Genomic DNA, 14,428 nt, shown 5'->3' on the forward strand with positions numbered 1-14,428 from the left:
GAAGGTGCAATGTTAACAGGCTGGCAATCAATCGGTGGTAAATGGTACTACTTAAATGGTGAAGGTGCAATGTTAACAGGTTGGCAATCAATCGGTGGTAAATGGTACTACTTAAACGGTGAAGGTGCAATGTTAACAGGCTGGCAATCAATCGGTGGTAAATGGTACTACTTAAATGGTGAAGGTGCAATGTTAACGGGTTGGCAATCAATTGGTGGTAACAAATACTATTTTGACCAATCGGGTAGTTGGATTGAAGGAAAACTCTAAATAAGTATAGTTTGATATATTTTGTGTATAAAAGAGATAACTTCTATGAAAAAATAATGAATAGAATGTAAATAAAAAAGACACTGTAAAGTGTCTTTTTTATTTAAGTTATGCGCATTGCTTAATAAGACGCTAGTTCCTCAGTCTGACTATGAGTAACTATGTAGGGTGATTTAATTATAACATTTTAACCAGTAATGGGTCTATATGGAATTTTATCGATGGTTTTGTTTAATTATTCAGAATGATACATGTGGTAAAATATACATATTACCTATAGTAATTGTAAAATATAATGATGTATATAACTAGCCTTGTAATGAATTTCTATTATATTTAAGATTGAAATATAATAGAAAAGTACAAAGAAGGGGCTGTGGAATATGGGCGCTTGGGGAACTGGGTTATTTGATGATGATACAACTTGTGATGTGAAAGAGCAGTTTATTGAGTACTTAGAAGAAGATAATAGTGTAGAAGAAGCAACTAAGCTCATTTTAGAAGAGTATTTAGATGAGTTTGATATAGATGAAGATTTAGAGGTTATGTCTTTAGTATATATTGGTCTTGCGGCAATACAATTGGAGAAAGGGTGTCTTCAGGATGAGGTTCGCAACAATGCGATTGCATTAATTGAGCGAGGGGCTGATCTTGAGCTTTGGGAAGAAGCTGATGCAGAAGATTATGAAGAGAGAAAGAAAGTTTTAAATACATTAAAACAACAGCTGATAAACTATTAGTATATCGAAAAAGGAAAAATACTTTTTGAAATGATTAGTCTTTGTTTTCTCTTGTAAAAAAATGTTCAATAATTTATCATTGCAAACGCTTACTTGTTGTGTATAATAAAAGTAAGTTAATAAGTAAAAGGATTGTTACTGTTCGGCAGGCAAAACCTAAATTGATCTAGAGGCTACGGGTGTAGTGTAGCTTTTGGAATCAGTTTAGGTTTTTTTATTACCTTTTGTGACTTTAAGAAGAAGAAGGCGGAACAATATGAGAATCCATAAAATCTTAAATAACAATGTTGTTTGTACGATGAAGGATAATGAGACAGAAGTTGTACTTATGGGCAGAGGTTTGGGGTTTCAGAAAAAAGTAGGCGATGCGATTGATGAATCTAAGATAGAAAAGACCTTTGTACTAGAAACAAGAGAATTATCAGAGAAACTCGCTAGGTTACTAACTGAAATTCCTGTAGAAAATTTAGAGATTACAGAGAGAATTATTCAGTTTGCTAAGACAGTTTTGCCGGGGACTTTAAGTGATTATATTTATCTTACATTAACGGATCACTTAAGTTTCGCCTTAACTCGGCATAAAGAAGGAATGGATCTGAAAAATACTTTGCTTTGGGAGATTAAGAGATTTTATCAGAAAGAGTTTGAAATTGGGCTACAAGCTTTGAACATAATTGAAGAGGAGACTGGCTTTAGACTTTCTGAAGATGAAGCAGGGTCAATTGCTTTGCATTTCGTGAATGCGCAGCAAGGAGAGCCGGCAATGCAGCAAACGGTGGCGATGACGAAAATCGTCCAAGATATTTTAAATGTTGTAAAGTATCACTATAAGATGAACTTAGATGAAAATTCATTTAATTATAGTCGGTTCGTAACGCATTTACGATACTTTGCCCAGCGTTTAATGCAGAAGGAATTGCATTCGGCAGAGGATGATTTTTTATACGAGCAAGTGAAAAATAAGTATGAAGAGGCATATTGTTGTACAGAAAAAATTGAAGCATATTTGCAAAAAGTACATAATAGTCATCTTTCAAAAGATGAAAAAGTGTATGTAACGTTGCACATTCATCGTGTAACGAAGCGAAATGAAATGAATTATGTAATTGAATAAACGGGATTGTTACTGTTTGGCAGGCAAAACCTAAATTGACTTGTAATGGAGTGATTCGTATGTATCGCACCGTTATGGTTAGTTTAGGTTTTTTCTTTTATCCCACCTCAAAATTCGGCTGAGGCAAAGAAGTTATGTGGGAGTCGGGCTGCCCGTAAATGCCCGATTGGTGAAGGCTAATAATCAGTGGGGGATGAATCCCCCCACTGATTACAGTTTCACTTTATAAAAATGATAAATGGGATGATTGTAGGGAGGAGAAATAACTATGAAGTATGAAAAATTAGCAAAGGACATACTGAAACATGTTGGCGGGAGAGAAAATATAAATAGCGTTGTACATTGTATAACTCGCTTACGATTTCAGTTAAAAGATGAGGGGAAAGCAAATACAGAAGTACTGAAAAGCATGGAAGACATTGTGACTGTTATGAAAAGCGGCGGACAATATCAAGTTGTAATTGGTAACCATGTATCCGACGTATATAAAGCGGTTATTGCTGCTGGAGGGTTTCAAGAAACAGAGGAAGAAAGTGCGAGTGAGAAGAAAAAGAGTAGTCTTATAGATATTCTTTCTAGCATTTTCACTCCCATTTTAGGAGTACTAGCTGCAACTGGGATGATTAAAGGATTTAATGCACTATTTGTAGCGTTAGGCTGGTTAAGTACGCAGTCAGGAACGTATCAAATATTAAATGCAGTTGGCGATTCATTATTTTATTTCTTCCCTATCTTCTTAGGATATACAGCAAGTAAGAAATTTGGAGGATCACCATTCATTGGTATGGCAATTGGGGGAGCGTTAGTATATCCGGCTCTATCCGGTTTAAAAGCAAGTGAGCCATTATATACGCTATTTGCAGGAACGATGTTTGAATCACCAATTCATATTACGTTTTTAGGAATTCCAGTTATTTTAATGAACTATGCATCATCTGTTATTCCAATTATTCTTGCTACTTATTTTGGAGCGAAAGTAGAAAAGTCTTTAAAGAAAGTCATTCCAGATGTTGTGAAAACATTTGTACTACCATTCTTAACGTTACTAATCGTTGTACCAGTTACATTTCTTGTTATTGGTCCGATTGCGACGTGGGCAGGTCAATTTTTAGGACAGGCTACACTTTGGGTTTATCATTTAAGTCCATTAGTAGCAGGGATAGTACTTGGTGCTTTCTGGCAAGTGCTCGTTATTTTCGGACTTCATTGGGGAATTGTCCCGATTGGATATAACAATTTAGCAGTGCACGGTATTGATCCCATATTAGCGCTTATATTCGCTACTTCATTTGCTCAAATTGGGGCTGTTCTTGGAGTTTGGATGAAAACGAAAGATCGGAAATTAAAAACACTTAGTATTCCAGCTTTTATTTCGGGTATTTTCGGTGTTACAGAGCCGGCGATTTATGGTGTTACACTTCCTCTTAAAAAACCGTTTATTATGAGTTGTATTGCGGGAGGAATTGGCGGCGGAATACTTGGCGTATTCGGTACGCAAGCTTATATGACAGGTGGACTTGGTATATTTGCGCTTCCAACATTCATTAGTCCGAAAGAAGGGATTACAGCTGGATTTTGGGGCGCGATTATTGCGATGGTTGTCTCTTTAATAGTAGGTTTTGTTCTTACTTATTTATTTGGTTTTACTAAAAAGAAAGATTCTACAGAATCAGCTGAAACAATTGATAAAATTGCTGCATCAAACGATGATGAAGCAATTCTGAGTCCATTTCATGGCGCCGTTATGCCACTTCAAAATATTGACGATGCTGCATTTGCATCAGGTGCGTTAGGTGAAGGGGTTGCGATTGAGCCTTCAGAAGGAAAGTTGTTTTCACCAGTTTCAGGTACGATTTCTGCACTTTTCCCGACGAATCATGCAGTAGGAATTACGGCGGATTCAGGTGCTGAAATTTTAATCCATATTGGAATGGATACTGTGAAATTAAATGGCGAATTTTTCTCCTCTCATATTGAACAAGGAGCGAGAGTAGAAAAAGGGCAATTACTTATTGAGTTTCATATAGCTGAAATTCAAAAGGCGGGTTATATTGTGACAACACCAGTTGTTGTTACAAATTATAATAAATATAGTATTAAAAAAACTGAAGTAGAAAAGATTCAAGCTGGAGATTCCTTACTAGAGTTAGGAGTTAAATAGTAGTTACATTTCATACAGGTTCACACGAAGAAAGGTATTCTTTAAAACTTACAATGCCTTTCCTCGTTAATTCTTATATAAAGGAGTTTTTCTATATGTCTAAAGTTATTTTTCCTAAAGGATTTTTATGGGGTGGAGCAATCGCAGCCAATCAAGTTGAAGGAGCATATTTAGAAGATGGAAAAGGATTGACGGTAGTTGATCTATTGCCAACTGGTGAAAAACGTTGGGATATTATGAATGGGAATATTCATTCCTTTACACCGGCAGAAGGGGAGTTTTATCCATCACACGAAGCGATTGATTTTTATCATCGTTATAAAGAAGATATCGCGCTGTTTGCAGAAATGGGATTTAAAGCGCTACGTGTATCTATCGCTTGGACACGTATTTTCCCAAATGGTGAAGATGAAAAGCCGAATGAAGCAGGATTACAGTTTTATGATAATTTATTTGATGAACTGTTAAAGCAGGGCATTGAACCAGTCGTTACGATGGCTCATTTTGATGTTCCTATTCATTTAGTAGAAAAGTATGGAAGCTGGAGAAGTAGAAAACTTGTCACTTTCTTTGAGACGTATGCAAAAACGATTTTTAATAGATATAAAGATAAAGTGAAATATTGGATGACATTTAACGAAATTAATATGCTTTTACATTTACCTTTCATGGGTGCAGGGCTAGCATTTAAAGAAGGTGAGAACAAAAAACAAATTCAGTATCAAGCAGCGCATCACCAACTTGTCGCAAGTGCGTTAGCTGTAAAAGCGTGTCATGAAATGATTCCAGACGCAAAAATCGGTTGTATGCTTGCTGCTGGTGCAACGTATCCATACACATGTAATCCAGACGATGTTTTTCGTGCGATGGAACAAGACCGTGAATCATTCTTCTTCATTGATGTACAAGCAAGAGGACAATATCCTGGATACGCAAAACGCTTCTTTAAAGATAACAATGTAACAATTGAAATGGAAAAAGAAGACGAGGAGATTTTAAAAGAGCATACAGTTGATTATATTGGATTTAGCTACTATTCAAGCCGAGCAACAAGTACAGATCCAGAAGTGTTAAAAAGCATAACGAGCGGGAATGTATTCGGTTCTGTTGAAAATCCATATTTGGAAAAATCAGAGTGGGGATGGACGATTGATCCGAAAGGCTTCCGTATTACAGCGAACCAACTTTACGATCGTTACCAAAAACCTTTATTTGTTGTTGAAAATGGTCTCGGTGCAATCGATCAATTAAATGGTGAAGACGAAGTGAATGATGAATACCGTATTGATTACTTGCAAAAACATATGATCGAAATGTCAGAAGCAATTCAAGATGGAGTAGATATTATCGGGTATACAAGCTGGGGCCCAATTGACCTTGTAAGTGCTTCTACTGGAGAAATGAAAAAACGTTATGGATATATATACGTTGATAAAGATAATGAAGGAAAAGGTTCATTAAAAAGATCGAAGAAAAACAGTTTCAATTGGTATAAAGAAGTAATTGAGACGAATGGTGAGAGTTTGGAGTCTTAAGTATGGAAAGGAGACATCTTAAATGATGTCTTCTTTTTTCATTGTAAATAAAGGATAGAGCTATATTTCCCTTTACACAAACATAACGGTATTATATAGTTAAGTTAAGTGAACTTAACTATATAACGAAACGAAATAACAGCATGGAGGAAGAATGCTATGACTAGATCGTATAAAGAAGTAATTAATGAAATGAACCGGGCTTATAATGAATTTTACATTTTACTATTTCAGGAGCTAAAAGATGAGTACGGTCTTACAGGACAGCAAGAGAGCATGCTATTTCATATTAATTTAAATGAAAATACGACAGCGAATCACATTGCGACTACTTTTAATATATCGAAAAGTGCTGTGAGCCAAGTTTTATCGAAATTGGAAAAACAGAAGATGATTTCGAAACAAGTAAACCCTAATAATAAGCGGGAGTATTTCCTTACACTTGGTCCAAACGGTAGTAAGTATATAGAGCGGTTGTCTGATTTAGATGATGTATTAATTGAGAAGTACTTTTCTAAAATCGATATACATGCTTTAGAGCAAATGACCGATACGTTAACGAAAATAAATAAAGTTATATTAGAAGAAAAACAGAAGGATCTTGATTCTAATGAGTAAGAACGTAGATGAAGCAATTAGTAGAAAGGAGGAGAAGCATGTTATGAGTTACATACCAAATATGATTACGATAGCAAATTTTGTATGTGGGCTTTTGGCTATTTACGCTGTTTTCGTTCACGATATTTATTTAGGAGCAGTTTTTATTATTACAGGTATGTTATTTGATTTTTTTGATGGTATGGTCGCTCGGAAACTTGATGCTGTTTCGGAAATTGGCGGAGAGTTGGACTCGTTTGCGGATTTAGTTACCTTTGGTGTGGCACCGTCTATTCTTGCATATAGTGTCGCATTGAAAGAATTACAGTCTATCGGGATGATATGTGCGCTTGCTTACAGTATTTGTGGCATGCTTCGGCTTGCGAGATTTAACACGCAGCAAAGCAAACTCCCGACATTTATCGGAATGCCAATACCATTCGCGGCAATGTGTCTCCTCATTTTATGCTTTTTGAATAATCCAGTTTCCGTGGCGTTTGGCACATGCGTACTCGCTTATTTAATGGTGAGCAAAATCAAATTTCCTCATTTTAAAAAAGATATATCGGAAAGCTTGAACTCCGAAAGATGGGACTAATGAGAAAGGTAAGGAGCATTGCATGATTCGTATGGCATTAAGATCATTTAACATACAAATGTATTGTTTGCTAGGGGTGATGGTATTAGGATGGCTTATGACACCTTTTTCAGCCCAGTTTGTAGGGGGGGGCATTGGCCTTTTAGTGAGTATGTATTGCGCCTGGATTTTAGGAAGGCGTATTGAAAAGTTCGGAGACAGCATTGTGAAAAAAGAAAAAGCGCCGATGCTTGGAATGATAAATCGGTTTGCAGCCGCAATACTCGGCGCGATTATTATGTATGAAATTGAACATCATGATTTCATGTGGACATTTGCTGCTGGAATTATGGTTGGGTATTTCTTAATTATTATTAATTTAGGATATTACAGCATGAAAGATGTGAAGGAATAAAGAGTTGTGTGAATCACTAATTTGGATGACTTACATGTATAAACGTAAAAGCTTTCCTTTATGGAGAGCTTTTTTATTATAAAGAAAAGACACCCTGAGGTGCCTTTCTCCGACTTGAACCATTTTCATTTCATACGAATCTATCCGTATTACCCCTTTGTTATAAATGTAAACACACCCTATAAAACAGAATCGTTTATATACACCAGATTGTTAGTTCATAAAATAAAAGAGATTTGAGATCAGTATCGGAGTAACGCCACATCCCCTATAATGATTGATATGTTACGCCTGTCAAAAGAATCTGCTTTATAGAACGTGTCCACAATTCATATTTTACTATATTTAATATTCATTAGGTGTATTTTTTCACTAATATGTATAATTACATAAAGTTTACGGGGAAAAGAGAGTATACTTTAATATTGTGTAATAAAGATAAAGGCCACCTACGGAAATAGGGGGCCTTTTAACGTAAAAAGAAAAGACACCCATATATGAGTGTCTTTTCCGATAGTTTTTTAGCAGAAGCAAGAAGCTCCAACGATGATTAATAAAATAAATAATACAACTAATAAAGCAAAGCCTCCAGAAAATCCACAGCCGCCACAACTACCACCAAATCCCATAATAGTTCCTCCTTTTAATAAGAGGGGAAAACAAAAGGTCACTCATGTATTTTAACGGATTCAATTTACTTTATGTTTTTTACGCAATAATTGAGCAGGTCCTTTTGAAAATAAAAAAAGACACCCTAAGGTACCTTTCTCTGACTTGAACTACTTTCATTTTAATAATATCGTTGTAAGTTTAAAAACTATAGAGATTTTTCCTGTGGGCTTTGTAAGTAGTTTTTACGAAATTATGAGTGTTTTTTATTTTGTATTTCAATCAATTCATCTTTAATCATTTGTATATAATGTTCTTTTTCTGTTAGTTCAAATATAAATAATGCTTTTTTCATGTTATTCACAACATCTTCTTCATCATGTTGTTTAATCTTTAATAAATACTGACCTTTTAAATAGAATAGTTCACCTAATAGGTATAAAGTGTTTAGATTAATAGCTAATTTGATGCCCTTATCAAGGTGTTTTATTGCTTCTTCATGTTGATAGGTGAAGTCTAAACATTTTGCTAAATTTAAAATAATTTTTAATTTAATTTCTTTATCTCTAGGAAAATCTAACTTATTAAAATTAGTTAAACATTTTTTTAACATATTAATACTTTTTTCGTATTCTTTGTTTTCCGCATACAATATAGCAGTTGATTGCATAATATCTATTTCTCTTTCTGATAAACAATCAACATTGGTTAAAGTTAGTTTTAATGCATTATTAAGAAGAGTTAAAGCCGCTTTTGTTGAGTTATTCACACGATATATAGCAATTGCTTCATACCATATTAGAAATTGTTTATCTTCTGTTGATTGGAAATTGTTTTCGTTTTTCTCTTTTTTTACTATTTCATAAAGTTCTTTATATTGTTTTTGCTTTACACAATTTCTCATTACATATTTTACATTTTTTACGTATTTTAATTTTTTGTTTTGAGTTAGTGCAAATATATTATTTGGATCAACACCAAGTCTTTCTGATAATTGATATAACAATATGCTAGATGGATAAATCATACCTTTTTCTATCTTGCTAATTTGACTTTGTGAACATATGCCATGACATAATTCGGATTGTGATATATTTTTTTTAATTCGAAGTTCTTTAATGGTAATACCCAAATCACAAAATTCCATTTTTCCCCCTACTATTTAGCGCTTTATTAGTATAATAATATTCTCCATCCTTAATGTAATGTAAAATTAATATAGTTGCAATTATTGTTTTTTAAGGCCTTTTTATAAAAGGCTCCTTCTTCCGAATCGAACCATCATGCATAAGTGTAAAATTACATAAAGCCCACCTACGGAAATAGATGGGCCTTATTATTAGGTGTTACTACTTCATTGTACAAAAGGGAATTTGCTAGCATATCCTTAAAGTTCTTACATTGAGAAATAAAGAAAAGACACCCTAAGGTGCCTTTCTTCGACTTGAACCATCTTAATTTTAATAATATTGGGATTCTCATCCCAATATTATTTTACCATGTTAAGTTATTTTATTCATTGAGAAATATGTTTCAAATATATATTTTATTGGGATTTTTTTATATAAGAGGCTATATTTAAACTATATGTAAGTTTTTTAATAATAATATCTTATGAAATTCTGTTTCTCCCCTTTAAATGTAACAATTTATGAGTATAAGAATATTTTTCAACTTTTAATATAATGTAAAATTAGTATGGAACTTATTTTATGAAAAAACGTTAACCGAAAGAGAGTTTGAATTGGCTATTTGAAGAAATTAATAATATCGTGTGTATTGGCTACATTCTTCCTAAATATGGTAGGATGTTCTAATAATATGGGTACACTAAGGGATAAGTCTAAAAATTCAACAACTGTGAAGTGTGAACGCATCAACAAAGCGTGGTACAAACATATGTAATAGTTTAAAGAAATTTGAAACGGTTGATGCTAAAGGTCATAAGGAAAAATTAATTAGGCCGATAGTAGATGCTGATAATTGGAATAATGATAGTACTTATAAATCCAATTAAAGCTTTTCTATTCATATTGTTTATTCCTCTCTTTTGTTGATCTACATAGTAAAAGCACTCATCCGAGTGCTATCACTTACTTCACTACTTTGTTCATAATCCCCTTATAAAGGCAATGTGAACTTTAAAAATGTTTATTGTTGATTTTTTGTTTTCAACTGTTCTTCATAAACAAACTTAGCTTTCATAAAATCGTTAGGAAAATCTTTTAATGCGTTTTTCATCATGTTCAATTCTTCTTGTGATTTTATTTCAATGCCATATAAGAAATCGTACGCTTTCGTTTGCTCACTAGCAACAAAGTTTTGAGTCATGTAATCATCTTTGAAGTCTTGCTTCGCTTTTTCCTTCACTCTATTTATTGCTTCGGTTTTGTTGCTATACTTCACTGGATTTGCAAATGAACCTGTAGATTGTTGTTGTTTAACTTCTTCTTTCTTTTCCGGTTGAGCAGCAGGTTGTTGCGTTTCTCGTTTTGATTCTTTTTTTTAGGTTGTTCTTTCTTTGCTAATTCTTCTTTTAATCTTTTCACTTTAGCATCTAGCGTTTTATTTTGCGTTTCCAATAGTGATATATCCCCTTTTAATTTATCCCGCATTAACGGGCAGTAAGACCCCCACTGATTAAAGTTTCACTTTATCAATCTCTTTAGATTTATCATCAGTTTCTTTATAAACGATATCTAATAGTATGTTGATCTTTCACATGAAAATTTAGAGCTAATACCATTCCTGTTATGATTAGTAAAATGCAAGATACAGCTGATACTCCAAATACAGCCAACGGTCCTAGAAATGGTTTTTTAACATATTTAAAAACCCCCTCAAGTATGGAACGATATACTTGAGGGGGATGGGTGATTACAATCATGCTATTAATAAGAACCCCATAAATGATAAACCATTCCACTAACAAAAAACACTAATCCTAAAACCAAAACAATTATAGCAAGTATTCCATTTTGATTATGCTCCATAAAGTAGTAGCTCCTTTGAGATTTATTTTTATCCCGCATTAACTGCCTGTAAAAACCTGATTAGTGAAGGCTAATAATCAGTGAGGGGATGAACAAAGCCCCGGCTGATTAAAGTTTCACTTTATATACAAAAAAGCCTTTAGTCGTAATTATGGCTAAAGGCTTTGAGCATTATACTTTTTAGTTTGGAAAATCTTATAAGAAGAATAACCTGTATGTTATATAGAGAAGAATTTATAATATTTTTATCAAATTTGGAACTGTAATGTACTAGCTTGATAATGAAGCTGGACTATTAGAATTGAAAAATTTTAGTTTTATTATAATTAATAGAAAGGAAAGTAGTGTGAATAGAAATCCACTCCAAATAAGTTGGTGAATACCTAAGTTTGAAATGAACCAGCCTCCAATAGTTGTTCCTAAAGTAATTCCGAGATTTGAGAATGAAACGAATAGGCTATTACCAAATTCAGGTACTTCTTTTGCTTCACTTATTAACCATGTTTGACCAACAATTAATCCGCCAGCATGTACGATTCCCCAAATGAATACCATAAAAATCATTGGAACAAGGTAGGAACCTAAATAATAAACCAATATGTAAACGATAGAATATAAAATAGGGAAGGATAGTACTGTATTTACTATACTTTTTTGCAGGAGACTACCAAATAAATGATTACCTAAAATCATAACTATACCAAATATGAATAGCATAATACTGATGAGAGATCCATTCATGGAAGTTACTGTTGCAAGGTATTCAGCGAAGTAGCTGTATACGGAAAACATGGCTGCAAAAAGGAATGTGACGGTTAAAATATTCAACCATAATCCTGGTTTGCCGAGTATACGAATTTGTTTGCCGAAAGACATTTTTTCTGTAACAGGCATAGAAGGAAGGTAGATTAGTATTCCAATGAATGCAAGAGTGTTAACGAATGCTCCGAATAAGAAAGCAATTTCTAGTGAAAATTGGTCTGCAAGGTAAGAGGTTAATGGTACGCCTAGAGCAAAACCAACTGTAATTCCCATGAAAACTTTTGTAACGGCTTGACCACTTTTCTCAGGAGGGACAAGTTTAGCAGCTGTTACAAGAGCGATTGAAAAGAAGAGTGGATGAAGTGCAGCCGGTAAAATACGAAAAATAAGCATGATTTCAAATTGTATTGTATAAGCGTAGATTATATTTGAAATAACAAATGTAAAAATTGCTGTTAATAAAATTATTTTGCGATTAATCCCAGAGACGAGCAAAATTAGAAACGGACCAGAAATAGCAACAACTAGTGCGAATATACTTACTAAAAATCCTGCTTGTGCAGTTGAAATGCCGAATTTCTGAGTGATTTGTGGTAATACACCGACAATACCCATTTCGGTAGTAATAATTCCGAACACACCTATTGCGAGTGTCAGAATAAGTAAAGGATTTACTTTTTTCATTTATAAAACTCTCCATTCGTACTAGTATTTTGAAAGTAAATTCATTAACAAAGAAGCATTATTGGATGTCAATATTATTAGGACTATGTAATTTAAAATACAATAACAGATATCTAAATAACTAGATATGATGTGTTAAAAAAATTTCTCCTTTCCATGTTTCTTGCTTTTATAGGTATTGCAATTTTATAAAAAAGCAGAATGTGTGAAGGCTAATAATCAATTGGTATGCTAATTGATTATTAGCTTTCACTTTATAATTCGTTTTGGACGTATTCAGAAAACTCTCGTATTGTTTTTTCATTTCGACGATAGTAAGTCCATTTTCCAATTCGGTCAGAGTCTAGTAGTCCTGCTTTTTTCATAGTTAATAAATAACTAGAAATAACCGATTGGGCTAAGCCAGTTTTAAGCTGGATATCTCCTACACATACGCCAACTTGAAAGTTAAGGCCTTGCTCTAGATAAGGTTTTTCATCGAAATAGTTTTCTGGATTTTTCAACCATGATAAAATTTGACATCTTGTTTCATTTGACAATGCTTTATAAATTAATAAAGGTTCCATAAGGATATTATATCTACTTTTATAGATTTGTAAATAGGTTTTGGTGATTTTAAGGAAAGAATGTATAGTTGATCCCTTTGAATAGGCATAAGGTGTTCTTGATCTGTACTCTTTGTAAAGGACATTCTAAAAAAAGTTAGGTAACCTAAAAAAGATGATTTCTGTATGCAAACAGGAGTCATCTTCTTTAAATTCTATTGATAGCAAGAGTGATTATAGTACGTCATATATTTCTTAATTTCATGTTTTAACTGAACAAACGATTCACATGATTTTATATATGTTTCATCGATTAAAGTACTACGAGGATTATGTGCAAAAATGATAATCTTGTTACGTTCAAGCATGTTGTTGCCTAGCTATCAATGGCAGATTCCTAAGAAGAGTAATAATAAAACTCAACTGAAGATTTAAGAAAAATTTTATGTTTCCCCCACTTTTTATTTTAAAAGTTTTTCCTATCCTATAAATGAGTTACATCAAGAAGGAGACTAAAAACGACAAAGTCATAGATGAAAATGTAAAGTTAGGGGATTCTACATGCATACAGGAGTTTTGATTAGTTATTTGTATACTTATTTTTTTACTACCATTTTTTGTATTGTGTTTCACATTGGATTTTATTTTAAAGCGAAAAGAATTATATCTATTCGGCATTTTCTATGGGTGTATGTTTTTCTGTTTTACCTTTCGCTAGTGTATGGGGTGACGCAGATCGCGACTGTATGGGATATAAGTAGGTACGAAACGTGGATTCGTGTAAGTCAAATTAACTTGACTTTATTTGATACTGCAGGTAGTACTGCATACCTTTTGAACATTGTACTGTTTATGCCGTTAGGTTTTTTATTACCGACTATTTGGTCGCAGTTTAGAAAAATGAAAAATACCGTATGTGCGGGATTCTTTTTTTCATTGGCAATTGAGTTAAATCAATTACTAAATAATAGAATTACAGATATCGATGATTTATTTACGAATACTCTCGGGGCGATTATTGGGTATGTATTATATAGAGTTTTATTTAAAATGATATTTACAAAAGAAGAAAAAAAGTTTGATACCAACTCTTCTTTAGTTATAAAATACGAGGCTGTTTTTTGTTTAGTGTGTTCATTTGTAGGTATGATGTTCATTTATTATCCTGGGGACCTGTAATCCTTCAATGAGATACGATCTCGTTTATCCCGCTATTTGCCGGGCAGTAAGATCCCTATCTCAAAATTCAGCGAAAGCAAAGAAGTTAGGGCGGGGGTCAACTGCCCGTAAAATCCCCACTGATTAAAGTTTCACTTTATAAAAACAATGTGTTGAATAAATCAGTAAAGAAGGCTTTTCTATTTTTCCCTAGAATGAACAGTAATGAATAATCTAATTCCTTAATGTAATAAGGAGGCAGTAAAAT

General features: G+C 33.4%; 13 protein-coding genes and 2 pseudogenes. 9 read left to right on the forward strand and 6 right to left on the reverse strand.

Features of this window, described 5'->3' with window-relative positions:
• The 8 genes from JDS98_RS23915 to JDS98_RS23950 all read left to right on the forward strand — a co-directional run.
• On the forward strand, positions 1–270 hold a 270-nt coding region (locus JDS98_RS23915; RefSeq protein ID WP_199634420.1), incomplete at its 5' end, for an N-acetylmuramoyl-L-alanine amidase family protein.
• Positions 271–653: 383 nt separating this feature from the next.
• A complete protein-coding gene (locus tag JDS98_RS23920; protein ID WP_000501498.1) occupies positions 654–1,010 on the forward strand; it encodes a DUF4259 domain-containing protein in 357 nt (118 codons plus the stop codon).
• 256 nt (positions 1,011–1,266) lie between these two features.
• Complete coding sequence (licT, locus tag JDS98_RS23925; RefSeq protein ID WP_199634421.1) at positions 1,267–2,124, forward strand: BglG family transcription antiterminator LicT; 858 nt, start codon at positions 1,267–1,269, stop codon at positions 2,122–2,124.
• A gap of 268 nt (positions 2,125–2,392) precedes the next feature.
• A complete protein-coding gene (locus tag JDS98_RS23930) occupies positions 2,393–4,285 on the forward strand; it encodes a beta-glucoside-specific PTS transporter subunit IIABC (RefSeq protein ID WP_199634422.1) in 1,893 nt (630 codons plus the stop codon).
• A gap of 95 nt (positions 4,286–4,380) precedes the next feature.
• Positions 4,381–5,820 (forward strand): 6-phospho-beta-glucosidase, encoded by a 1,440-nt coding sequence (locus JDS98_RS23935; RefSeq protein WP_199634423.1) that lies wholly within the window; start codon positions 4,381–4,383, stop codon positions 5,818–5,820.
• A gap of 159 nt (positions 5,821–5,979) precedes the next feature.
• Positions 5,980–6,438 carry a MarR family winged helix-turn-helix transcriptional regulator gene (locus JDS98_RS23940; protein ID WP_000198623.1) on the forward strand — a complete coding sequence of 153 codons (459 nt, stop codon included), beginning with the start codon at positions 5,980–5,982 and terminating at the stop codon, positions 6,436–6,438.
• Positions 6,431–7,015 (forward strand): CDP-diacylglycerol--serine O-phosphatidyltransferase, encoded by a 585-nt coding sequence (gene pssA, locus JDS98_RS23945; RefSeq protein ID WP_199634424.1) that lies wholly within the window; start codon positions 6,431–6,433, stop codon positions 7,013–7,015. The genes JDS98_RS23940 and pssA overlap by 8 nt, the downstream gene beginning before the upstream one ends.
• 22 nt (positions 7,016–7,037) lie before the next feature.
• Positions 7,038–7,409 carry an ATP synthase subunit I gene (locus JDS98_RS23950; protein ID WP_000620621.1) on the forward strand — a complete coding sequence of 124 codons (372 nt, stop codon included), beginning with the start codon at positions 7,038–7,040 and terminating at the stop codon, positions 7,407–7,409.
• A 521-nt stretch (positions 7,410–7,930) separates the two neighbouring features.
• Here the strand turns inward: JDS98_RS23950 and JDS98_RS23955 are convergent.
• The 6 genes and pseudogenes from JDS98_RS23955 to JDS98_RS30375 all read right to left on the reverse strand — a co-directional run.
• Positions 7,931–8,038 carry a YjcZ family sporulation protein gene (locus JDS98_RS23955; RefSeq protein ID WP_000505673.1) on the reverse strand — a complete coding sequence of 36 codons (108 nt, stop codon included), beginning with the start codon at positions 8,036–8,038 and terminating at the stop codon, positions 7,931–7,933.
• Between the two features lie 233 nt (positions 8,039–8,271).
• Positions 8,272–9,165: a helix-turn-helix domain-containing protein gene (locus JDS98_RS23960; RefSeq protein ID WP_199634425.1), complete on the reverse strand. Its 894-nt coding sequence runs from the start codon at positions 9,163–9,165 to the stop codon at positions 8,272–8,274.
• A 1,004-nt stretch (positions 9,166–10,169) separates the two neighbouring features.
• Positions 10,170–10,624 (reverse strand): annotated as a pseudogene (locus JDS98_RS23965) (Branched-chain amino acid permease); the annotation flags it as partial.
• Between the two features lie 657 nt (positions 10,625–11,281).
• Positions 11,282–12,457 carry an MFS transporter gene (locus JDS98_RS23970; RefSeq protein ID WP_199634426.1) on the reverse strand — a complete coding sequence of 392 codons (1,176 nt, stop codon included), beginning with the start codon at positions 12,455–12,457 and terminating at the stop codon, positions 11,282–11,284.
• 254 nt (positions 12,458–12,711) lie between these two features.
• Positions 12,712–13,023 (reverse strand): ArsR/SmtB family transcription factor, encoded by a 312-nt coding sequence (locus JDS98_RS23975; protein WP_000433545.1) that lies wholly within the window; start codon positions 13,021–13,023, stop codon positions 12,712–12,714.
• A 194-nt stretch (positions 13,024–13,217) separates the two neighbouring features.
• Positions 13,218–13,319: pseudogene (locus JDS98_RS30375) on the reverse strand (TetR family transcriptional regulator); the annotation flags it as partial.
• Between the two features lie 244 nt (positions 13,320–13,563).
• Between JDS98_RS30375 and JDS98_RS23980 the strand changes: the two are divergent.
• A complete protein-coding gene (locus JDS98_RS23980; RefSeq protein WP_142345882.1) occupies positions 13,564–14,181 on the forward strand; it encodes a VanZ family protein in 618 nt (205 codons plus the stop codon).
• Positions 14,182–14,428: the final 247 nt, after the last annotated feature.

Source organism: Bacillus cereus group sp. N11, from assembly GCF_016483605.1.
In the GTDB taxonomy this organism is placed as follows: domain Bacteria; phylum Bacillota; class Bacilli; order Bacillales; family Bacillaceae_G; genus Bacillus_A; species Bacillus_A toyonensis.